The 22,412-nt window shown below is 67.4% G+C and carries 19 protein-coding genes and 1 riboswitch; of the genes, 12 read left to right on the forward strand and 7 right to left on the reverse strand.

From position 1 onward, the window contains the following. Window positions 1-5 precede the first annotated feature (5 nt). A complete protein-coding gene (locus GGR36_RS16010) occupies window positions 6-1,514 on the reverse strand; it encodes a peptide MFS transporter (RefSeq protein WP_183635787.1) in 1,509 nt (502 codons plus the stop codon). Between the two features lie 188 nt (window positions 1,515-1,702). Continuing rightward, window positions 1,703-1,789: riboswitch (cyclic di-GMP riboswitch) on the forward strand. Between the two features lie 71 nt (window positions 1,790-1,860). On the opposite strand from GGR36_RS16010, the gene GGR36_RS16015 reads away from it, so the two are divergent. Beyond that, window positions 1,861-4,248, forward strand: a complete 2,388-nt coding sequence (locus GGR36_RS16015; protein ID WP_183635788.1) for a S53 family peptidase — start codon at window positions 1,861-1,863, stop codon at window positions 4,246-4,248. A gap of 73 nt (window positions 4,249-4,321) precedes the next feature. Here the strand turns inward: GGR36_RS16015 and GGR36_RS16020 are convergent, their stop codons facing one another. After that, window positions 4,322-5,128 carry a tetratricopeptide repeat protein gene (locus tag GGR36_RS16020; protein ID WP_207064469.1) on the reverse strand — a complete coding sequence of 269 codons (807 nt, stop codon included), beginning with the start codon at window positions 5,126-5,128 and terminating at the stop codon, window positions 4,322-4,324. A gap of 336 nt (window positions 5,129-5,464) precedes the next feature. On the opposite strand from GGR36_RS16020, the gene GGR36_RS16025 reads away from it, so the two are divergent. The 9 genes from GGR36_RS16025 (at window position 5,465) to GGR36_RS16065 (ending at window position 15,466) form a co-directional block, all read left to right on the forward strand. After that, entirely contained in the window at window positions 5,465-5,734 is a 270-nt protein-coding gene (locus GGR36_RS16025; protein WP_183635789.1) for a metal-sensing transcriptional repressor, read from the forward strand. Window positions 5,735-5,743: 9 nt separating this feature from the next. After that, the gene (locus GGR36_RS16030; RefSeq protein ID WP_183635790.1) at window positions 5,744-6,880 is read left to right on the forward strand and encodes a nickel/cobalt efflux transporter; all 1,137 of its coding nucleotides are present in this window, start codon (window positions 5,744-5,746) and stop codon (window positions 6,878-6,880) included. A gap of 105 nt (window positions 6,881-6,985) precedes the next feature. Further along, on the forward strand, window positions 6,986-7,921 hold the full coding sequence (locus GGR36_RS16035; protein WP_183635791.1) for a cation diffusion facilitator family transporter: 936 nt from the start codon (window positions 6,986-6,988) through the stop codon (window positions 7,919-7,921). Between the two features lie 186 nt (window positions 7,922-8,107). Beyond that, the gene (locus tag GGR36_RS16040) at window positions 8,108-9,124 is read left to right on the forward strand and encodes a putative 2-aminoethylphosphonate ABC transporter substrate-binding protein (protein WP_183635792.1); all 1,017 of its coding nucleotides are present in this window, start codon (window positions 8,108-8,110) and stop codon (window positions 9,122-9,124) included. A gap of 64 nt (window positions 9,125-9,188) precedes the next feature. Next, a complete protein-coding gene (locus GGR36_RS16045) occupies window positions 9,189-10,346 on the forward strand; it encodes a putative 2-aminoethylphosphonate ABC transporter ATP-binding protein (protein ID WP_183635793.1) in 1,158 nt (385 codons plus the stop codon). After that, window positions 10,343-12,040: a putative 2-aminoethylphosphonate ABC transporter permease subunit gene (locus tag GGR36_RS16050; protein WP_207064470.1), complete on the forward strand. Its 1,698-nt coding sequence runs from the start codon at window positions 10,343-10,345 to the stop codon at window positions 12,038-12,040. The genes GGR36_RS16045 and GGR36_RS16050 overlap by 4 nt, the downstream gene beginning before the upstream one ends. Window positions 12,041-12,109: 69 nt before the next feature. Further along, window positions 12,110-13,210 carry a 2-aminoethylphosphonate--pyruvate transaminase gene (locus GGR36_RS16055; RefSeq protein ID WP_207064471.1) on the forward strand — a complete coding sequence of 367 codons (1,101 nt, stop codon included), beginning with the start codon at window positions 12,110-12,112 and terminating at the stop codon, window positions 13,208-13,210. Window positions 13,211-13,229: 19 nt separating this feature from the next. Further along, window positions 13,230-14,060: a phosphonoacetaldehyde hydrolase gene (gene phnX, locus GGR36_RS16060; RefSeq protein ID WP_183635794.1), complete on the forward strand. Its 831-nt coding sequence runs from the start codon at window positions 13,230-13,232 to the stop codon at window positions 14,058-14,060. Continuing rightward, window positions 14,060-15,466 (forward strand): FAD-dependent oxidoreductase, encoded by a 1,407-nt coding sequence (locus GGR36_RS16065; RefSeq protein WP_183635795.1) that lies wholly within the window; start codon window positions 14,060-14,062, stop codon window positions 15,464-15,466. The genes phnX and GGR36_RS16065 overlap by 1 nt, the downstream gene beginning before the upstream one ends. 9 nt (window positions 15,467-15,475) lie before the next feature. Here the strand turns inward: GGR36_RS16065 and GGR36_RS16070 are convergent, their stop codons facing one another. The 4 genes from GGR36_RS16070 to GGR36_RS16085 all read right to left on the reverse strand — a co-directional run bounded on the left by GGR36_RS16070 (window position 15,476) and on the right by GGR36_RS16085 (window position 19,612). Continuing rightward, window positions 15,476-16,258 (reverse strand): NUDIX hydrolase, encoded by a 783-nt coding sequence (locus GGR36_RS16070; RefSeq protein WP_183635796.1) that lies wholly within the window; start codon window positions 16,256-16,258, stop codon window positions 15,476-15,478. After that, window positions 16,255-17,007, reverse strand: a complete 753-nt coding sequence (gene phnF, locus GGR36_RS16075) for a phosphonate metabolism transcriptional regulator PhnF (protein ID WP_183635797.1) — start codon at window positions 17,005-17,007, stop codon at window positions 16,255-16,257. The genes GGR36_RS16070 and phnF overlap by 4 nt, the downstream gene beginning before the upstream one ends. A 148-nt stretch (window positions 17,008-17,155) precedes the next feature. Then, entirely contained in the window at window positions 17,156-18,412 is a 1,257-nt protein-coding gene (locus GGR36_RS16080; RefSeq protein WP_183635798.1) for a cystathionine gamma-synthase family protein, read from the reverse strand. A 36-nt stretch (window positions 18,413-18,448) separates the two neighbouring features. Then, window positions 18,449-19,612 carry an alpha/beta fold hydrolase gene (locus GGR36_RS16085; RefSeq protein WP_183635799.1) on the reverse strand — a complete coding sequence of 388 codons (1,164 nt, stop codon included), beginning with the start codon at window positions 19,610-19,612 and terminating at the stop codon, window positions 18,449-18,451. Window positions 19,613-19,734: 122 nt separating this feature from the next. Between GGR36_RS16085 and GGR36_RS16090 the strand changes: the two genes are divergently transcribed. Both GGR36_RS16090 and GGR36_RS16095 read left to right on the forward strand, forming a co-directional pair. After that, window positions 19,735-20,241, forward strand: a complete 507-nt coding sequence (locus tag GGR36_RS16090) for a TRAP transporter small permease subunit (protein WP_207064472.1) — start codon at window positions 19,735-19,737, stop codon at window positions 20,239-20,241. Continuing rightward, a complete protein-coding gene (locus tag GGR36_RS16095; protein WP_183635800.1) occupies window positions 20,238-21,734 on the forward strand; it encodes a TRAP transporter large permease subunit in 1,497 nt (498 codons plus the stop codon). The genes GGR36_RS16090 and GGR36_RS16095 overlap by 4 nt, the downstream gene beginning before the upstream one ends. Window positions 21,735-21,736: 2 nt before the next feature. On the opposite strand, the gene GGR36_RS16100 is transcribed toward GGR36_RS16095, so the two are convergent. Next, window positions 21,737-22,411, reverse strand: coding sequence for a helix-turn-helix transcriptional regulator (locus GGR36_RS16100; protein WP_183635801.1), 675 nt, complete (start codon window positions 22,409-22,411; stop codon window positions 21,737-21,739). Window position 22,412: the final 1 nt, after the last annotated feature.

The following is a 22,412-nucleotide window of genomic DNA, read 5'->3' on the forward strand; positions in this document are numbered from 1 at the left end:
CGCGATCAGTCCGGCTGGGCGGCGGCCACCGGTGTTGCACCCGCGGCCGCGCGGTGCGGCGCCTTGTCGGTGATCAGCCGCCGCAGGTAGGGGATCAGCAGCCACAGCACGATGCCCACCGCGAGACTGCCGAGCCCCAGTTCGCCGAACAGCGACGAGTAGGCGGCGTTGGTCGACAGCGCGGCGCCTTCGGAGGGCTCCGGAATCATCCCCGAGAAATCGCCGGCGAACAGTGAGGCGAGGCCGGTGACCAGCATCCAGCTGCCCATCATCACCCCCTGGTAGGCGCGCGGGGCGAGCTGGCCGATCATGGCGTAGCCGATCGGCGAGATCAGCAGCTCGCCCACGCTCTGCAGCACATAGCTGGCGAACAGCCACACGAAGGCGGAACGGCCGTCGCTGCCGGCCAGCGCAATGCCGGCCGGCAGCGCCAGGAAGCCCAGCCCCATCAGCACCAGCGCGAGCGCGAACTGCCTTGGAATGTCGATCGTCCAGCCGCGCGCGCGCAGGCGCACGAACAGCGCCGACATCAGCGGGCCGCCGATCACGATCACCGCGGCGTTGATGTTCTGGATCCACTGCGGCGCGATCTCGACGCCCATCACCATGCGGTCCACGTTGTTCAGCGCGAAGAGCTGCAGGCCGTTCGGGGCCATCTGGTAGAGCGTCCAGAACACCAGCGAGCCAAGCGCGAGGATCAGGTAGGCCTTCATGTTGTCGCGCTCGCGCGCGTCCGGGTGCTTGAGCGTGAGCGCCAGCAGCCAGATCCCCACCAGCGCGCAGATGCCCTTGACCAGCCAGCTGGTCGAGTCGGTGTGCTGCAGCATGATCCACACCACCGGCACCAGTCCGACCAGGATCGCCAGGCCCGCTGCGGCGCGCACACGAAACTGCGCCGGCGATGTCTTCATCAGCGGCGTATCCAGATCGGCGAGCACACGCCAGTTGAGCGCGGCGATCACGATGGCGAGCACATTGCCGATCGTCGCGAAGATGAACAGGCTCGGGTAGTCGCCGGTCAGCTGGTAATGGCCGGCGACCGTGAAGCCGACGAAGAAGCCGACGTTCATGCCGGCGTAGTTCCACAGAAAGGCGCCTTCGCGGCGGATGTCGTCCGGGTGGAATCGCTGCGTCAGCATCATGTTGAGGCAGGTTACGTTGAGTCCGCTGCCGGTGAGGAACAGCGCAAGCCCGCTGTAGAAGAGTGCCGTGCTGCCGCCGGCGATGGCGGCGCAGCCGATCACCTGCAGCACCATGCCGCCGACGAAGAGGTTGCGGTTCGAGAGGAAGCGCCCGCCGAGGTAGCCGCCGAACAGGTGCAGGCCGTAGTTGAAGGCGCCGAACACGCCCATCGTCGCGGCCGCCTGCGCGTTGCTGAACTTCAGATGCTGGGTGGCGTACAGCACCAGCGTCGAGTACAGCACCGCGAAACCGAGGGTCGCGAAGATCTGGATGAAGAACAGCGCGCCTGCGCCTTCAGGGATGTGCGACAGCGAAGGTTTGAATCGGGACAAGGCGGGCTCCTGACGATGCGGCGTGGGCAGGTGGTGCGGATGCGTGGATGTATAGCAGAGCACTGCGCGGCGGCCATTCGCCAGGGCGACACACAATTCCACAAAGCGCGCCTTTCAATTGCAGCAACGCTCACTTAATCTGAAGTCGTACCGGGGTCCATGCGTGCCAACGCTGCGGCCCCGAAGCGAAACATCGAGGGCAAACCCGTCGAAAGACGGGGACGCAAAGCCTCCGGCCTACAGCGCGCAAGCGCCACGGTAGCGGGGTTGCCGGCAGCCACTTGCGCACTCTGCGCGGCTGTTGTCAGCGTGCACGGCCCTCCTCATCGGTCACGAAGGAGCGGTCATGCAACAGCAGTTTCCCCAAATACGATCGACGCGAGGCGGCTGGGCCGTACTCGCAGCGTCCGCGTCCGTGTTGCTCGCCGCGTGTGGCGGTGGCAGCGGCGGCAACAGCGCGAGCGAGGCGCAGGCCGTACCGGTCGCGCTGAGCGAAGCGACGCTGGTGGTGCCGGCGGAAACCCTGCCGGCCGCGGCGGCGACCATGCTGGCCGAGCCCGCCTTCCACGTTGCGCCGGTGCTGCTCGAAGAACCGGATGACCTCGACGAGTCGGACAACGCCGCAAGCGCGAGCATCAAGCCGCATGTTCAGGCCGTGCCGTCCGAACAGGCCGCCATGGCGACGCGCCACCTCACCGTTGACGCGCTGCAGACCGCACGGCGCATGCAGCCGCGCATGACGCTGCCGCTCAATCCGGATGGCAGCGTTGCGCCGCTGGCCGCGAGCACGGCGGTATCCACCTACACCCCGGCGCAGATCCGCGCCGCCTACGGCCTGCCGGCGCTGCCCGCTGCGGGCGCTGCGTTGAGCGCGGCGCAAGCGGCGCAACTGGGCGCGGGCCAGACGATCTACATCGTCGATGCGCAGCACGACCCGAACGTCGTGGCCGAGCTCAATGCCTTCAACCAGAAGTTCGGCCTGCCGGCTTGCACCAGCCGCACGATCGCGGCCGGCACCGCCCTGCCGCTCGCCGCTGCGTCCACCTCGGGCTGCGAATTCGCCGTGGCCTACAGCAGCGCCAGCGGCACCCTGACCAATACCGCGCCTGCCTACGATTCGGGCTGGGCCACCGAGATCACGCTCGACGTGCAGTGGGCGCATGCCACCGCGCCGCTGGCGCGCATCGTCCTGATCGAAGCGCCGGACGCTTCGCTCAACAGCCTGATCGGCGCGGTGCGCCTCGCCAACACGATGGGCCCGGGCGTGGTGTCGATGAGTTTCGGCGCCAATGAAGGCAGCTGGACCAGTTCGGTGGATGCTGCGTTCACTGGCGCGGGCATGAGCTACCTTGCGGCGACCGGCGATTCCGGCGCGGCCGTGTCCTGGCCCGCGGTGTCGGCCAACGTGCTTGCCGTGGGCGGCACCTCGCTCACTTACACCGGCAGCGGTGCACGGCGTGAAACCGGCTGGTCGGGCACCGGCGGCGGCGTCAGCGCCTATGTGCCGACGCCGGCCTACCAGAAGAGCGCGGTACCGGGCGTGGGCGGTCTCGCCAGCCGTGGCGTCGCCGACGTTGCGTTCAACGCGGACCCGGCGACCGGCCAGTTCGTCGCCGTGATCCAGCCGGGCAGTTCTGCGGTGAACTGGATCAGTGCCGGTGGCACCAGTCTCTCGACGCCACAATGGGCGGGCCTGGTAGCGGTGGCCAACGCGATGCGCGCGCAAGCTGGCAAGCCGGCGCTGGGCGCCCCGCACATCGCGCTGTACGGCCAGATCGGCGCGATCCCCGGCAGCTACGCCGCGGCCTTCGCTGACGTGACGACCGGCGCGGATGGCAGCTGCGCCAGCTGCACCGCACGTACCGGGTACGACCATCTGACGGGGCTCGGCACGCCGAACGCCGCGGCGCTGCTGAGCGCCTTGGGTGGCAGCAGTGCGAGCGCGCCGCCGACGGCGCCGGTTGTCACCGCCGCAGCGATCAGCGGCAAGGTCGGTACGCCGCTCAGTTTCAGCGTCACGGTGAGCGCCGCCAATCCGGTGACCTATACGCTCAGCGGCGCGCCCAGCGGCATGTCGATCAACACATCGGGCGTGGTCAGCTGGGCGAGCCCGGTCGCCGGCAGCTACGCGGTGACGGTGGTGGCCAGGGACAGCAAGACCGCCCTTTCCGGTCAGGCGGTCTACTCCGTCAAGATCGATCCGCCGACAGCGCCGACGGTGGCTTCGGCCTCGATCAACGCGACCGCCGGAACGCCGCTGTCCTTCAACGTGGCGGTGACCGCCAGCAACGCGGTCAGCTACACGCTGGCTGGCGCTCCGACCGGCATGACGATCAGCACCAGCGGTGTGCTGAGCTGGGCGAATCCGCTCGTCGGCAGCTACACCGTCACGGTAAGGGCGAAGGACAGCAAGACCGGGCTCACGGGTCAGGGCGTCATCAAGCTGACGGTTGCCGCGCCTGTCGCCGGGCCGGTGATCAAGGCGCCGCCGCTCACCGGTGTGGCGGGGGTGCCGCTGTCGGGCACGATCAGCGTCTCGAACCCGAGCGGCCAGTCGCTGTCGGTGACGATCACCGGGATCCCGATGGGTGTCACGTTGGCGCTCAGCGGGCAATCGATCCTGCTGAACTGGGCGAGACCGGTGACCGGCGGCTACACGCTGACGATTACCGCGAAAGATGCGAGCGGCAAGACCGCACAGGTAACCATGCCGATCACGATTACTGCGAAGTAGGGGGAGCCGGCCCCGCAGGGGGGCCGGATTTGACGGCCGCCCGGCGAGCAGCGGGCGGTCATCTTTTTTTTGCTCAGCTCCAGTCGTCGGAACCGCTGCTGGCGCTGTCGTCCCAGCCGCCGGAGTCACTGACGCCGAAGTCGCTGCCGCCCATGTCGTAGCGCTTGTCGTCAAACACTTCGCTGCCGGTGTCGATGGGGGTGTAGCTGCTGGTGTGGCGTTCGCCGCCGTCGAGTACCCGGTGCATCAGCGCTTCGCCCGCCACTACGCCAGCGCCCACTGCGACGCCGGTGGCCAGCCCGCCGAGCATGCTCGAACCGATGCCGCTGCCGGTTGCGCCGGCAGGGGCCGGGCCATAGCCCGGCGCGGGGGCGCCATAGCCATACGCGGCCGGACCGTAGCCGCCAGCTGCAACAACCTGCGGCGCGCGCGCGCGTGCCTGCACCCAGCGCGCGAGCAGGAAGAAGATCGCGATGGCGGCGCCGGCGAACAGCACCCAGATCCACGGTGAGCCGCGGGAAGGCGCGGCACCGTCCGGGAATCCTGCGACAGTCGGTGTTGCGAGCGCGGTGCGCAGCGACTGCAGCGCCTGGGGCTTGGCGAAGCCCAGATCCGGGGCGATGCGCTCTGCCCGTGAAAGCTCGCTGCGTGCCTCGGCGAGTTTGCCTTCCTTCGCGAGGATCTCCGCCTCGACGAAGTGTGCCTTCGCGCTGTTCGGGTGGTCGCGCAAGACCTGCGCCATCATGTCTTCCGCCTCTTTGAGGCGACCCGATTCGGCCGTCTGATACACCTGATGCAGCGTGGGTTCCGCGGCCGATGCGAGCGCCGGGGTCATCAGCAGCGTGGCGCAGGCAAGGCTGGCAATGAGCGTTCGTGTCATGTCCGTTCTCCGATTCATCGTTGCTGCGAATATCCGGTCGCGGGGAGCGTTTTCAAGCGCCCCGCCGCGAACTGCATCGCCGCAATGCAGCGCTGGCGATGGCAGCTTCCGGGTCCGCACCGGCGTCATGCCGGTGGCGTACTGTGCCGCGATTTGTCCTGCCGATGCGTATCGTTGTCGCGAAAGTTGTATCGGTTTGTTGCTGCATCGGCTCGCACTGCCGAGCTGCGGCGTGAGATGTCCGCAATGGCCGTCATCACCGCGCATTGAGCCTCGGAAAATGGGGATGCCGAATTTCGCTATGAACCTATCCCCCGGGAGGGGATAATGGCGGGCATGAGCACCCATGCATCACACCCGGAAATCATCAAGCGCCTCAAGCGGGCGCAGGGTCACCTGAAAAGCATCGTCACGATGCTGGAAGAGGAACGGCCCTGCCTCGATATCGCCCAGCAATTGCTGGCGGTGGAGAGGGCCATCGTCAACGCCAAGAAGGCCTTGGTGCACGACCATATCGACCACTGTCTGGAACACGCCGTTCGCGATGGCAAGAGGAACGCCAGCGACACCGTCAGCGAGTTCAAGGCCATCACCAAGTACCTCTGAAAGCATTCCATGACGGATTTTTCTGCCTTGCTGCAGCAGGGCAATGCCTGGCTGTTCCTGCCCAGCGCCGTGCTGCTCGGTGCGCTGCATGGCCTTGAGCCGGGGCATTCGAAGACCATGATGGCGGCGTTCATCGTCGCGGTGCGCGGCACCCTGACCCAGGCAGTCCTGCTCGGCCTCGCGGCGACCGTGTCGCACACCGCTGTCGTGTGGGCGGTGGCGATGGCGGGCCTTTACCTCGGACAGAACTGGAACCCGGAAACCAGCGAGCCCTACTTTCAGGTGCTGTCCGCGGTGTTGATCGTCGGCGTGGCCGCCTGGATGCTGTGGCGGACCTGGCGGTCGCAGCACAGCTGTTTTCATGGGCATGACCATGCTCTTGACCACGATCACGCGCATCACACCCATGATTCCTCGAAGCGCATCGACACCGGGCACGGCGTCGTGCAACTCGAAATCGACGAGAGCGGCGCCGCGCCGCGTTTCAGGCTGACCGCGGCGGCGGGGGCGCTTGCTTGGCGTGCCGGGCAGATTCGCGTCGAAACCGAGCGCGCGGATGGTTCGCGGCAGTCCTTCTCTTTCGCAGCGCGGGACGGCGGCTTTGATTCCCTTGAAGCGGTGCCAGAGCCCCACGAATTCGTCGCGCGCCTGCATCTCGATGACGGTCGCCATGCGCACGACTTCGACGTCGAGTTTGTTGAGCACGACCCCGCGCATCACCACGCGCTCGCCGACTATGGCGTACTCGACGAGGCGGCACCGGGTTATCAGGATCCCCATGAGTTGGCGCACGCGAACGACATCCGGCGCCGCTTTGCGAATCGTCAGGTGACGACCGGACAGATTGTCCTGTTCGGGCTGACCGGTGGCTTGATCCCTTGCCCGGCGTCGATCACGGTGCTGCTGCTGTGCCTGCAGCTCAAGCGGGTGGCGCTGGGTGCCGCACTGGTGCTGGGTTTCAGCGTTGGTCTCGCGATCACGCTGGTCGCTTCCGGTGCGCTGGCGGCGCTGAGCGTGCGGCACGTTTCAAAGCGCTGGCGCGGTTTCGGCAGCTTTGCGCAGAAGGCGCCGTATTTCTCCGGCGCGCTGATCCTGCTGGTTGGCCTGTATGTCGGCGCCCATGGTGTGAGCACCCTGATGGCCTGAGCACGCTGGCTTCCATCATCCAAACAGCGGGATGATGCAGGTCAGGCAGCCCGAAGGGCGCCTGCCGCATGCTTCCCGACCGTCTCCCCCCGATTTGCGACCATCATGAACGAACTCAAAGACCTCGCCGAACTCGAAACCGAAGACGCCGCGCCCGAGCGAGAGGCCGCCACCAAGCGCAGCACCTGGGTCAGCGTGGTGGTCAATGTCTGCCTCACCATCGGGCAGGTGGTCGCCGGCATCTGGTCCGGCTCGCAAGGTTTGATCGCCGACGGCATCCACTCGCTGTCCGATCTGGTGGCCGACTTCGTCGTGCTGCTCGCCGTGCATCACAGCCAGAAGGCCCCCGACGACGATCACCACTACGGTCACCAGCGCTACGAGAATGCGGCCTCGCTGGTGCTCGGCGGACTGCTGCTCGCGGTAGGCGTTGGCATGATCTGGTCGGCCGCGCACAAGCTGCAGACGCCGGAGAGCATCCCCACCGTTCATATGACGGCCTTGTGGGTGGCGATCAGCGCGCTGGTGGTGAAGGAAGTGCTGTTCCGCTACATGCTGCATGTCGCTGAAAAGGTGCGCTCGAGCATGCTGGTAGCCAATGCCTGGCATGCGCGCTCGGATGCCGCCTCGTCGCTGGTGGTCGCGATCGGTATCGGCGGCAACCTGATGGGCTACGCGCTGCTCGACCCGATCGCCGCGCTCATCGTTGGCTTCATGGTGGCGCGCATGGGCTGGAGTTTTTCCTGGGACGCGTTGCACGACCTGACCGATCGCGCCGCCACCGAAGAGCAGGTTGCCGCGATCGCCGCCGACATCCTCGCCACGCCGGGGGTGCTGGGCATGCACGAACTGAAGACACGCAAGACCGGCGACATGATCCTCGCCGACGTACATCTCGAAATCGACGGCTCGCTGACGGTGACGCAGGGGCACGACATCGCGCGCCAGGCCAAGCTCACGGTGATGGCGCGGCACCCGGTGCTGTACCTGATGACGCACGTCGACCCGGTGACGCCCAAGCCTGCGGCCGAGCCGACCTGAGCAGGCTGCCACGCCCGTTCTGGGGATTGCGGCTGGCGTCATGCCAGCCGCTTGTGCCGCGCAATCCGTAAAAGCAAACTTATGAAAAACAAGGGTTTTCTCAAAGACATCTAGACGTCTCTATATTGTCACAATTGCTTTCTAGAATGGCCGCGTTCTCCAGCTTCCCTTCCCACAGGAAACGCCATGAAAGCCATCTTCCGTACCGCACTGCTTTCCGTCGCCGCGTTTGCCGCGGCAGCCCACGCCGACACCACGCTGACCGTCTACACCGCGCTGGAAGCCGATCAGCTCAAGGTGTACCAGGCCAAGTTCGAAGAAGAGAACCCTGGCATCAAGCTGCGCTTCGTGCGCGATTCGACCGGCATCATCACCGCCAAGCTGCTGGCCGAGAAGGCGGCCCCGCAAGCCGACGTCGTTTATGGCGTTGCGGCCAGCTCGCTGCTGGTGCTGGAAAAGGAAGGCATGCTCGAAGCCTACGCGCCGGTCGGCGTCGACAAGCTCGACAAGCGCTACGTCGACGACGCGAATCCGCCCGCCTGGGTCGGCATGGACGTGTGGGGCGCCACGGTGTGCTTCAACACCGTCGAGGCCGCCAAGCTCGGTCTGAAGAAACCCGAATCCTGGAAGGATCTGACCAAGCCGGAATACAAGGGCCGCATCGTGATGCCGAATCCGGCCTCCAGCGGTACCGGTTTCTTCGACGTCACCGCCTGGCTCACCACCTTCGGCGAGAAGGATGGCTGGGCCTACATGGACAAGCTGCACGAGAACATTGCGCAGTACACGCACTCCGGTTCCAAGCCCTGCAAGCAGGCGGCGGCCGGCGAATTCCCGATCGGTATTTCGTTCGAGTACCGCGCCGCCAAGCTCAAGGACAGCGGCGCGCCGATCGACCTGGTGTTCCCGAAGGAAGGCCTGGGCTGGGACGTTGAAGCCACAGCGATCATGAAGGGCACGAAGAACCTTGCGGCAGCGAAGAAGCTCGCCGACTGGTCGGCCTCGCGCTCGGCCAACGAGCTGTACGAGAAGAACTTCGCGATCGTCGCGATGCCGGGCGTGGCGCAGCCGAACGCCCACATCCCGGCCAACTACCCGCAGATGATGGTCAAGCAGGATCTGCGCTGGGCCGCGGCCAACCGCGACCGCATCCTCGCCGAGTGGACGCGCCGCTACGACGCCAAGTCCGAACCGAAGAAGTAAGCACACAGCCCGGAACGCGCGGCCGCTGCCCCGGCCGCGCACGCCCCTCTTGAAGACACCGAGCATGCACCGCGACGCGCTTCCCGACACCGATCTGCATCCCGCCGCCGCAGCTTTGGCGGCCGACGCCGTGGCAGGCGAGACGCACATCCGCATCGATGGCATCGAGAAGCGCTTCGAAGCCTTCCGCGCCCTGCAACAGGTCAGCCTCGACATCCAGCGGGGTGAGCTGGTGTGTCTGCTGGGTCCGTCCGGCTGCGGCAAGACAACGCTGCTGCGCATTCTGGCCGGCCTGGAAAAACCGGACGCTGGCTCGGTGTCGAGTTTCGGCAAAGACATCACGCGGCTGCCGCCGGCGCGGCGCGAATTCGGCATCGTGTTCCAGTCGTATGCGCTGTTTCCGAATCTCGACGTCGCGAAGAACATCGCCTTCGGCCTCGATGGTCCGGGCGATCGCAAGCGCGCGCGGGTGACCGAGTTGCTGGCGCTGGTCGGGCTCTCCGGCAACGAGGAGAAGTATCCGGCGCAGTTGTCTGGCGGCCAGCAGCAGCGCGTCGCGCTGGCGCGGGCGCTGGCGACCAATCCGCGCCTGCTGCTGCTGGACGAGCCGCTTTCCGCGCTGGATGCGCGGGTGCGCGCCCACCTGCGTGGCGAGATCCGCGCCTTGCAGCAGCGCCTCGGCGTGACGACGGTGATGGTCACCCACGATCAGGAAGAAGCGTTGGCGATGGCCGACCGCATCGTGGTCATGAACGCCGGCCGCATCGAGCAGATCGGCACACCGGAAGAGATTTACGAAGCGCCGGCGAACGCCTTCGTCGCCGGTTTCGTCGGCCAGGCAAACTGGCTCGCCGGATCGGTCGTCGACGCGGGCCGCGTCGCCATCGCGCAGAGCGAGCTTGCCGCGCAGGTGTCCCCATCGATGCCAAGCGGCGCGCAGGTTCGCCTGATGATCCGGCCGGAGGATCTCGTCCTCCATGGCGGATGGACGCCAGACATGGCGGGCGACCCCAACACCGGGCTGGCGCAGGTGCTCGGCGCGGAACTGATTGGCGGCGCCTATCGGGTCAGCCTGCTGTTGCCGCACTTGGGCGCCGCGCGTGTGCAGGCGGATGTGAGCCGCAGCGTGTACCGCCAGCGCTGCGCCGAGGCCTCGGTGATCCCGGTGACCCTTCCGGCCGAACGCTTGCGCGTGTTCCCGGCCGACGGAGCGAGCAGGTGAGCAGCGTCGCGCTGCCATCCGCGCCGATGCGCATCATCGATCGCGAACGCTGGCTCGCGATCGCGCTGGCGGCGCTGTTGCTGCTCGCGCTGCTGCTCGGCGTGGGCGCACCGCTGCTCAGCATCCTCGGCAAGGCGACCACAGACGGTGCGGGGCGCTGGGTGGGCGCGGCGCAACTCGTCGCTGTCGTGTCTTCGCCGGGCTTCGTCGGGGCGCTGGCCAACAGCTTCACCGCATCACTGATCACCGTGGCAGTGGTGCTGCCGCTGGCCTACGCCTTCGCTGCCGCGCTGACCCGCACCGCCATGCCGGGCAAGGCCTTGTCCCGTGCGCTGGCACTGATCCCGCTGCTGGCGCCCTCGCTGCTGCCGGGCATCTCGCTCGTGTACCTGTTCGGCAACCAGGGGCTGTTCCGCAGCCTGTTGCCGGCCGGCAGCAGCATCTATGGGCTGTGGGGCATCGTGATCGGCGAGGCTTTCTACACCTTTCCGCATGCGCTGATGATCCTGATCACGGCGCTGTCCTTGTCTGACCAGAGTCTGCACGATGCGGCGCGCGCGCTCGGCGCCGGTCCGTTCAAGCGCTGGCTGGCGGTCACCTTTCCGGGTGTGCGCTACGGACTCGCGTCGGCGGCGCTGGTGGTGTTCACGCTGGTGATCACCGACTTCGGCGTGCCGAAGGTGATCGGCGGCGGCTACAACGTGCTCTCGCTGGAAGCCTACAAGCAGGTCATCGGCCAGCAGAACTTTCCGCGTGGCGCAGTGATCGGCCTGTTGCTGCTCGCCCCCGCGGTGCTGACCTTCTTCGTTGATCGCACGCTGCAGCGTCGCCAGCGTGGCGGGCTCGGCGCGCGCGCTCGCCCCCTGGTGCCGCAACGCCATCTGCCGACCGACCTCGCCGGCGCAACGGTCTGCATGCTGATCAGCAGTCTGCTGGTGCTGATGCTGGGCATCTCCATCGCGGCGGCCTTCATGACGCAGTGGCCCTATAACCTGAGCCCGACGCTGCGCAACTTCGACTTCGAGAACATGGATGGTGGCGGCTGGCTGGCCTACCGCAACAGCCTGCTGATCGCGCTCGGCACCGCCGCTGCCGGTGTCGTCGCCGTGTTCGGTGGTGCCTACCTGAGCGAGAAACGCGCGCTGCCCGAACTGCTGAACGGCGCGATCCGCATGCTGGCGATTGTGCCGATGGCGGTGCCGGGGCTGGTGCTGGGCCTGGGCTACATCTTCTTCTTCAATGCGCCGGCGAATCCCTTGCATGGCTTGTATGGCACGCTGGCGATCATGGTGCTGTGCACCGTCGCGCACTTCTACACCACCGCGCACATGACTGCGGTCACGGCGCTGAAGCAACTCGACAACGATTTCGAAGACGTTGCCGCCTCGCTGCGCGTGCCGTTCTGGAAGACCTTCGCGCGTGTCACGGTGCCGGTCTGTCTGCCGGCGATCCTCGAAATCGCCCGCTACTTCTTCATCTCGGCCATGACCACCGTGTCGGCGCTGGTGTTCCTGTACACGCCGGACACGGTGATCGCCTCGGTCGCCGTCCTCAACATGGACGACGCCGGTGATACCGCCGCCGCGGCCGCCATGGCCAGCATGATCGTCGGCACCTCGGCGGCTGCGTCGCTGATCTTTGCGCTGCTGTCCGCCGGCGTGGTCCGTCGCAACGGCGCCTGGCGCCACCGCTGAATTCCCGATGGCCTCCCAACAATCACCCTTCGCATCCCCTTAGTCATCTAGACGTCCAGGAGAATATCCATGCGCGAACCGATCCTGCTCACCCCCGGCCCGCTCACCACCGCCACCGCCACCAAGACCGCCATGCTGGCCGACTGGGGTTCGTGGGACAGCGCCTTCAACGACATCACCGCGCGCGTGCGCCGCAATCTGCTCGGCATTGCCCACGCAGGTGCCACGCATGTCTGCGTACCCCTGCAGGGCTCCGGCACCTTCGCAGTCGAGGCGGCGATCGGCAACCTGGTGCCGCGCGACGGCAAGCTGTTGATCCTGGTGAATGGCGCCTACGGCAAGCGCATGGCGCGCATTGCCGAGGTGCTGGGCCGGCCGTTTCTCGTGCATGAAACGCGCGACAACGAGCCGGCGGACGTCGCGCGCCTTGCCGCGATACTGGCTGCGGACGCGTCCATCACCCATGTCGGCCTGATCCACTGCGAGACCAGCACCGGCATCCTGAACCCGCTCGAAGCCATCGCGCAGGTTGTCGCGAAGGCCGGCCGCAAGCTGATCATCGATGCCATGTCGTCCTTCGGCGCGCTGCCGATTGATGCGCGCGAGATCGCCTTCGATGCGCTGATCGCCTCTTCGAACAAGTGCATCGAAGGCGTGCCAGGCATGGGCTTCGTGATCGTCGAAAAGACCGCGATCGCGGCCAGCGCCGGCAACAGCCACTCGCTCGCGATGGACCTCCACGACCAGCACCAGTACATGGAGAAGACCGGCCAGTGGCGCTTCACGCCGCCGACCCATGTGGTCGCCGCCTTCGACGCGGCGATCACCCGCTTCATCGAGGAAGGCGGGCAGCCGGCGCGGCTGGCGCGCTACCGCGACAACTGCGACGCACTGATCGACGGGCTCACCGAACTGGGCCTCAAGCTCTACCTGCCGCGCGCGATCCAGGCGCCGATCATCCTGACCTTCCACGCGCCGGCCAGTCCGAACTACGACTTCCAGCGCTTCTACCAGGGCGTGCGCGCGCTCGGTTTCATCCTCTACCCGGGCAAGCTCACCGAGGCCGACACCTTCCGCATCGGCTGCATTGGCGCGGTGGATCGCGCCGAGATGCTGCAGGCGGTGTCCGCCATCGCCCGCGTGATCCGCGAACAACACCTGCTTGCCTGATCTGCAAAGGACCCCCGAAATGAATGCCACCGAAATCCAGACGCAACGCAAGATCGAAGCCGTCATCTTCGACTGGGCCGGCACGATTGCCGACTATGGTTCCTTCGCACCGACCCAGGTGCTGATCGATGCGTTCGCCGGCTTTGACGTGCCGGTCACGCTGGCCGAAGCGCGCGTGCCCATGGGCATGGCGAAGTGGAAGCACATCCAGACGCTTGGCAAGCTGCCCGCCGTCGCGGCGCGCTGGGTTGAGAAGTACGGCCGCGAGATGACCGACGCGGACGTCGACGCGGTGTACGCGAAGTTCATGCCGCTGCAGATCGCAAAAGTGGCCGAATACTCCTACCCGATCGCCGGCGCCTTGGAGGTGCTCGGTACGCTGCGCAGTCGCGGCATCCGCATCGGCAGCTGCACCGGCTACCCGCGCGAAGTGATGGACGCACTGATCCCGCACGCCCGTGCGCTCGGCCTTGCCCCCGACTGCGTGATCGCCGCCGACGACCTCCAGGCCGGTGCCCGCCCGGGCCCGTGGATGGCACTCGCCAACGTCATCGAACTGGGCATCGGCCGTGTCGCCGCCTGTGTGAAGGTCGACGACACCGGCGTCGGCATGCAGGAAGGGCGCAATGCAGGCATGTGGTGTATCGGCCTGGCTGTTTCCGGTAATGAGGTCGGCCTGACCCGCGCCGAGTGGGACGCGCTCGAACCGGCCGAGCAGCATCGCCTGCGCGCCGCCGCCGAGCAGCGCCTGTTCGCGGCCGGCGCGCATTACGTGGTCGACAGCGTTGCCGACATCCTGCCGCTGATCGACCTGATCGAGGCGCGCCTCGCGGTGGGTGAACGCCCCTGATGGCGACTGCGGCCTTCCGCCCGTTCTGGCTGGAGCAGGCGCTGCGGCGGGAAGACCCGCCGACGCCGGTGCCGCTGCGGGGCGAACACAGCGCGGACGTGTGCATCGTCGGCGGCGGCTACACCGGCTTGTGGACGGCGATCCAGCTCAAACAGGCCGCGCCGGCGCTGAAGATCGTGCTGCTCGAACAGGATGTCTGCGGCGCGGGGGCCTCCGGCCGCAACGGCGGTTGCCTGCTCACGCTCGCAACCAAGTTCCTGTCGCTGCGCGCCTGCTATGGCGAGGCGGAGGCGGTGCGCCTGGTGCGCGCCTCGGAGGCCGCCGTCGACCAGATCGCCGATTTCTGTGCGAGGCACGCCATCGATGCCGAGTTGCGCCGCGACGGCGCACTGTATGTGGCGACCAACCGTGCGCAGCTCAGCGCGCTGGCGCAGGTGCTCTCTGCCTTGCAGGCGAACAGCGTCAACAGCTGGCAGGCGCAGGACGCCGCCGCGCTGGCGCAGCGATCCGGCAGCCCGGCGCACCTCGAGGGCCACTTCTCGCCGGCGGCCGGCAGCGTGCAACCGGCGCTGCTTGCACGCGGGCTGGCAAGGGTCGCGCGCGAGATGGGTGTCGACGTTCGCGAACACTCGCCGATGCTTGCGCTGGAGGAATCGAACCCGCCGCGTGTGCGCTGCGCCGAAGGCAGCGTTACCGCGAAGCGTGTCGTACTCGCGCTGAATGCGTGGATGGCGACGCTGTTCCCGCGCTTCGCACGCAGCATCGCGGTGGTGTCGTCGGACATGGTGATCACCGAGCCGGCACCCGAAGCGGTCGCCGCGCGCGGGCCGGCGGGCGGCGTTTCGGTCTGCGACCTGCGCACCTTCGTGCATTACGCGCGCAGCACGCCGGACGGCCGCATCATGATGGGCAAGGGCGGCAACCTGTTTCCCTACGGCAACCGCATGGTGCCGGCCTTCGACGCACCGAGCACGCTGACGCCAATGCTGGCCGACGCCTTGCAGCGCTTCTTTCCCGCCTATTCCGGCGTGCCGATCGTGGCATCGTGGACCGGCCCCTCCGATCGTTCGGCGACAGGCTTCCCCTTCTTCGGGCGCTTCGATCACGCGCCACAGATTCTGTATGGCTTCGGCTACTCGGGAAACGGTGTCGGCACCTGTTATCTCGGCGGCAAGATTCTCGCGTCGCTGGCGCTCGACCGCGATGACGAATGGAGCCGCTGCGGCTTCGTCGGCGGCCCGCGTGCCCTGTTCCCGCCCGAGCCGGTGCGCTGGGTCGGCGCACACATGGTGCGCAACGCGATCCGCCGCAAGGAGTGCGCGGAAGACGAGGGCCGCCGCGCGACGTGGATCGATCAGCGCTTGTCGCGGCTCGCTGGTGCCGCCGGCAAGGCGGACAAGGGCTGAGTCGCGCGCTCAGGCGGTGTGACGACGCAGGAAGTCGCGCGTCACCGCGGCGGCGTCCGGCGTCATGTTGGCCAAGTGCGCCGGCAAGGCACCGCGCGCGATGCGCTGGAATCCCGACACCTCGCCGTCCTGATTCGCCGGCGTGAAGTCGTCCGGCAGCAGCAGGTCGAAGCAATGGATGACTTCGTCGTGCGTACCGTCGTGCTCGCAGCGGGTGGTGCGGATGGCGCCGCAGGCGACGGCGCGGGTCGCGATCTCTTCCGGCACCCCGGCTTCCTCGAACAGTTCCCGGATCACGCAGGCATCCGGCGTTTCACCGGCGGAAATACCGCCGGCGGCAAGGTTGTCGAGCAGCGAGGGGTCGATCGCCTTGTGGGCGGCGCGGCGGCCGATCCACATATCACCCGATGCGGTGTAGCCATTGATATGCACCGCGCGGCTGGTCAGGCCGAAACGCCGGAAGGCCGCGCGTTCCAACTCGAAGAGCGGACGCGCGAGATCCAGATCGCCGTCGGCGCTTGGCGCGAAACAGGTGTAGGCCTCGTTGCGCCAGCCGCGGATCAGGCCGGCGTCGCGCATGTCTGGTGCAAGGGTGCGCAGCGTCTCGCCCGCTTCGGCAAAGCTCGCCACCTGAAGCGTCAGGCTGCCAGCGCGGCGCTGGAAAGCCGACGAACGTGCCAGCAGCCATTCCGCGATGTCCGCTTCCACCCAGCCGAGCTGCAGGCCAAGCACCTCGAAGGGCAGGCGCTGCGTGCGCACGTCATCGGGCGCGATGAAGCGCGGCGCCGTCATGCGAGATCCGGGTTCGCCGGGTCGAACACCAGCTGGATCGCGTCGGCCGAAAACCGTGTCACGCTGTACTCCACCGGCTGCCCGCCGCCGTCGCCATAAAGGCTTTCGACCCGCAACACCGGGCGGGTGCGCGGCTGGCCGAGTGCGGCCGCGGTTGCGGCGTCCGGCATGTGCGCGCTGACGCGGGTCAGCAGGCGCTGGAAGCCTTGCACGCCGAAGGCCTCCAGTGCTTGCGCGGTGGTCGCGCTGCCGGCGTAGGCCTGGTCGAAGCCATCGAACCGCGGTAGCGGGTAGTACTGGTCGCAGACGCCAACCACGCGGCCGTCGGCCATGTCATGGGCCTCGACATGCAGCACCTTGGCGCGGGGTTTGAGCTGCAAGGCCTTGCGGATGTCTTCGGCCGGCGCCTCATGGCGCGCGTTCAAGACGCGGCTGCCGCCGGCAAGATGCTGGCGTTCCAGCGAATGCGAGAAACGTGTGCGGCGGCCGAGGCGGTAGTCGATGACGTCCTCGCGCACGAAGGTGCCGCGCCCCTGTTCGATCGTGACCAGCCCGCGGCCTTCCAGCCCCTGCACCGCGCGGCGGATGGTGTGGCGGTTCACCGTGAAGCGCTCGGCCAACTCCAGCTCGTTCGGCAGGCGGCCCTTGATCCGCTGCGCGGAAATGTCAGCGACCAGCGCCTCTTCGATCTGCCGCCACAGCGCGATGCCGCTGCCGCGTTCCACCCCCGCTGACTTGCCTTGTTTCATCCCGTGTGCAGCCCCTCGTTCATCGAGCGCACGATTCTACCGGGGCGTCGCAACATCTAGATGATCGGAGGGGTTTCTCATGTGTCCCTCTGCGCTGACCGATGTGTCGGCCGCTGTGCGAAATGCACGTCGTGCGCCACTTGGGCGGTCAGGCCGATCCGCCACCGAGCGCCCGGGTGAAATCGTCGAGGATGTCCTGCGCGTCTTCGATGCCGACCGATACCCGGATCAGCGATTCGGCGATGCCCATCTCGGCGCGCTTCTCGGCGCCCATTTCCCAGAAGATGGTGTGGGCAACCGGGATGATCAATGTGCGGGTGTCGCCGAGGCCCGTGGCGATGATCGGCAGGCTGAGACGGTCTATGAAGGGCAGGCAGTCGGCATCGTCTTTGAGCTCAAAAGCGAGCAGCCAGCTGTTGCCGCAGAACAGTTCCCGCGCGCGGGCATGCTGCGCATGTGACGCGAGACCGGGGTAGTACACGCGGCGCACGGCGGGGTGGGCTTCCAGCATCTCGGCCAGTGCCTGCGCGTTGCGGCTGGTGGCATCCATGCGCAGGCCGAGCGTTTCGGCGCCAACCGACAGTTTGTGCGCGGCTTCCGACGACAGCGACCCGCCCTGGTCGCGCAGGCCCTTTTTCTTGATCTGCCCGAGCCCCCAGCCGGCCGGGTTGCCCTTGCGGTAGCCCTCGAAGATGTTCGGATAGGTCGACCAGTCGAACAGCCCGGTATCGGTGACCGCGCCGCCCAGCGCGTTGCCGTGGCCGCCGATCGACTTGGTCAGCGAATTGATGATCAGCGAGGCGCCGACCGCCTTGGGCTTGAACAGCCAGGGCGAGGTAACGGTGTTGTCGACGACGTAGATCAGGCCACGGGCCTTGCAGAGCGCACCGATGCCGGCGAGGTCGGCGACCTGGGTGCGCGGGTTGGCAACCGTCTCGACGAAGACCATGCGTGTCTGCGGGGTGACGGCAGCTGCCACCTCGGCTGCGTCGGTCGCGTCGACCATGCTCACGCGGATGCCCAGCCCCTGCAGGGTGCCCAGCACGCTGTTGGTGTTGCCGAACACGAACTTGCTCGCGATCAGGTGATCGCCCGCTTTCAGCAATGTGGTGAACACCGCCACGATGGCCGCCATGCCGGTGGCAAAGCAGATCGTGCCGCGGCCGTCTTCCATGCGATTGACGCAGGCTTCGAGCGCGGCCACGGACGGTGTGCCCTGGCGTGCGTAATTGAAGCCGGCGATCTCGCCCTGGAACACGCCGATCAGTTCGGCCGCGTTGGCATAGCCGTACTGCACCGAGGTGTGCATCGGCTTGTGGATGCCCCCATGTTCGACGCCGCCGAGGCGGTCGCCATGTACGGTGCGGGTGGTGAAGCCCCAGCGGGCGGGATCGGGTTTGCTCATGGTTGTCGGCGCTGCGTTCGGGCGAAACGCGGGATTTTACGCCGCTGGCACGTAGCCTTCGCCGATCCATGTGCGAATCTGCTGCCAGACGCGTGCATCATGCAGCATGGCCATATGGCCGAGTCCGCCGAGTTGCGCCCGGGCCACGTTGGCGCGGGTCCTTTCGGCCAGTGCGCTGTCGGGCGTGACCAGACCATCGCCGACCAGCTTGCCGAGCGTGCTGTCGCTGTCCTCGGCGATGGTCGCGCCGAGAAAGCGCAACTCGATATCCGGCGGGTCTTGCCCTTCGTCACTGCCGATGCCGTCGTGCAGGTCGCGGATGCCGGCGCTGCGGCGCCGCGCGATGGCGCCAATCGGGGCGGTGACGTCGAAGCTGTCGAGCACGCGGTTGGTGATCATGCCGAGGCGTTCAAGCGGCGAGCCAAGCTGCGGCGAACCGAGGCAGATCAGCATGCGCACCCGCGTCAGCCACTCCGCCCCGGCCGCTTGCCAGAAGGCGCTGCGTGCCACCAGGCCGCCCATGCTGTGGCCGATCAGCAGGAACTCTTCGATGTCAGGCCGTGCGGCGACGAGCGATTCCATCTGTTCGGCAAATGCCGCGGCGTTGTCGGCGATCGGCAGTCCGGTGTTGTAGCGAAGGTACAGCGGCGTGTAGCCGAAATCGGCCAGGACACGCGCACCGTAGTCGGGCTGATCACTTTCGTCGTCGGGCGTCCAGCAATGTTCGTCGCAGGCAAGCCCGTGCAGGAAGATGCAGACCCGGTGGTGGCGCAGCTTGAGGTGCTCGATTGCGACGGGCGCGGTCTTGCCCCGTTCGAAAAACTGCATCGGCGTCGCCAGCGCCTCGCCGTTGGCGGCCACATGGTCGCCGAATACGCCGTTGATCGCAGCGCGCACACCACTCTCGCGCCGGCCGGGCGGGGCGTCGCTGGCGAGCGCGCTTTCCGCGCGACCGGCAAGGTTCAGAAGCCCGCGGTTGCCCAGCCGCACAGCGGCGTGGATGCCGGTGCTCACCGCGTCGTGAATGCTTTCGATCAAGGCAGCGGGTTGCGCGACCACCGGCACCTGTTTCAGCGCACCGAAGGTCTTGCCCGCAATCGCGCGATGCATGGCTTCGACCTGGTGGCTGACTTCGTGCAGGCCGCGTTGCAGGGCCGGCGCATAGTGCGGCTTGGGTTTGGGCTTGTCGTTCTTGCTCATGGCGGCTCCCGGGCGCATAGGCGAAAGTCCATTGTGCGCCCTCATGGCTGAAGCTGACCGCCCATGCGGCGCGAATAGGGCGACTGCCCTAGAATCGGCGCACACCATTTCGGGGAACGTCGATGCGACTGCCAGCCCAAGCCGCCATGCGTGCAATGCGACCCGCACTCGACGTACTGCTGTCCCGCGCGCTGATGCTCGGCGGCGTGCTGGTGATTCCGGTGTCGCTGCTGCTGTGCCTGCAATGGCCATTGCGTGACTGGCTGCACCATTGGTCGCGCGAAGCGAACGATCTCGCGCAGTGGCTGTTCGCGCTGTATGTGGCGATGGCGATCACGGCAGCAACGCGCGCTCGCAGCCATCTCGCCTCGCATCTGCTCGCCCACCGCTATCGAAGCCGCACGCGCCACGCGCTGGAACGCGCCGCCGCGGCGCTGGTGCTGCTGCCCTTCTCGCTGTTCCTGATCTGGGCGGGCGCGCCGGCAGCCTGGCAGTCCGTATTGCAGCGCGAGGGGTTTCCGGACACTTACAACCCGGGGTATTTCATGATCCGGGTTGCCGGCCTCTTGCTGGCGGTGCTGGTGGCCTTGCAGGCGCTTCTCGATCTGTTGCCGGCGGACGACGCATGAGCCCGACCACAGGCGTGTGGATGCTGCTCTGTGTCGCGCTAGGCATCGTGCTCACCGGCCTGCCCGCATGGGTGGTGCTGATCGGCATCGCAGGTGCGTTCGCCGCCGTGGGCAGCGCGCTCGGCGCGATTCCCGCGACGCTGCTGATGGCCTTGCCGGGCCGCATCGTCGGGCTGCTGGAGCACGATCTGCTGCAGGCGTTGCCCTTGTATGTGCTGCTCGGCGTGCTGCTGAACCGGTTGCCACTGGCCGACGTGCTCTATCGCGTCGGCGTGGCGTGTCTGGGGCGTCGCGCCGCGGCGCCGCGGATTGCTGGCCTGGGCTTGGGGATGGTGCTGGCGCCGATGAACGGATCGATCGGCGCCAGCGTGTCGATGCTCCATCGCACCGTGCTGCCGCGTCTTGAGGCGGCAGGCGTGCCGGAGGTGCGCGCCACCGCGCTGGTCGCCGCCGCCAGCACCCTGGGCATCGTCGTGCCGCCGTCCTTGGTGCTGATCCTGCTCGGCGACGCGATGATGCGCGCCCACACCGAAGCGGTGAACGCCACTCACGCGGCGGTGCGTATCCTCAACACGCAGGATGTCTTTCGCGCTGCCCTGCCCGCCGCCGGACTGTTCCTGCTGCTGGCGATCGTCATCGCCGCCTGGCCTGCACGAGGCGAGCCCCGAGTTGCGGTCACGCCAGCGACGACGATGCGCGAACGCGTGGTGGCAGCGCTTGCGTTGCTGCTGATCGTTGCGCTGCTGGTAAGCGTCGCCCTGGGCTATCTGTATGCGGTGGAAGGGGCGGCCACTGGTGGCGCCGTGCTGGTGCTGTACGGCGCGCTCAGCGGCACGCTGACCCGTATTGTGTTTGCCCAGGTGCTGAGGGAGACGCTAGCGCTCACCGGCGCACTGTTCGCGTTGCTGCTGGCGGCGAACGTCTTCACGCTGGTGATGCGCATGTACGGCACCGACCGCTGGGTCGCGGCGCTGCTCGGCGACCCAGCGCTTCCGGCGACGACGGTGTTGGCCGCGGTGCTCGGCGTACTGGCCGTGTCGAGTCTGGTGCTCGATGCTTTCGAGATCCTGTTCGTGATCGTGCCCATCGTCGCGCCACCGCTGCTGATGAAAGTGCCCGACGCGGCCTGGGTGTCGGTGCTCTTCCTGCTGATCCTGCAAGCGGGCTTTCTGGTACCGCCGCTGGGCTATGCCTTGATGATGCTGCAGACCTTGCGCGGACGCCCGGTGCCGCAGGCGGCACTGGCGCGCGCGGTGATGCCATGGTTGCTCGCACAGGGGGTGGTATTGGCTGCAGTGTTGGGTTGGCCCGCGCTCACAACCGTGCTGCGGGCGCCACTCGAGGCCGCGCCGGCCGCGGACATGCAGGATGGTGCCGCGGCGATTCTGCAGCAGACCGCGCCGCAGGCCGACCCCGAGGTGCCGGATATCCCGCCACCCGACGACAGCCCGCCGATCATCCCGCCACCGGATGGCGCCGGCCCCGCCCGCTGAGTTCAGGCGTGGTAGTGGCGCAGCAAGTCCGCGAGGCGTCGTCCCTCGACATCGGGGAAGCGATCGCCGGCGGCCTCGGGCGTGAGCATGCGATCGAGGCGGAAGCTCCGGAAATCTCCGCGCAATTCGCACCATGCGCCGAGCGTCCACACCGCACCCCAGAAGAACAGGCCGAGCGGCCACACGAAGCGGGTGCTGCGGGCGGCCTTTTCGTCGACATAATCGAAGGCGATGCGCAGGCGCTGATCGACCGCACGGCGCAGCAGATCGATGTGTTGTGCGCCGGGCGTCTCGCCGAAATCCGGCACATGAAGGCCGGTTGTTTCGAGCCGGGCGCGCAATGTCGGGCCGACCGCCGCACTGATTTTCTCGAGCGCGCTGGCGGCATGCTGGGCAAGGCCGCTGCCCGCCTTGGCGCCGACCACCTGGGCGCCAAGCGCCAAGGCAGCCAGTTCGTCGGCGCTGAACATCAGCGGCGGCAGGTCGAAGCCCGGCCGCAGCCGATAACCGACACCGGCTTCGCCTTCGACCGGCACGCCGGACGCGGACAAATCGGCAATGTCGCGATAGATCGTGCGCTCCGACACTGCGAGCCGGGACGCCAGGTGCGCCGCTGTTGTGAGACGGCGCCCGCGCAGGATTTGCGTGATCTGGAACAGGCGGTCGGCACGGCGCATC

The sequence above is a fragment of the Niveibacterium umoris genome (genome assembly GCF_014197015.1).
In the GTDB taxonomy this organism is placed as follows: domain Bacteria; phylum Pseudomonadota; class Gammaproteobacteria; order Burkholderiales; family Rhodocyclaceae; genus Niveibacterium; species Niveibacterium umoris.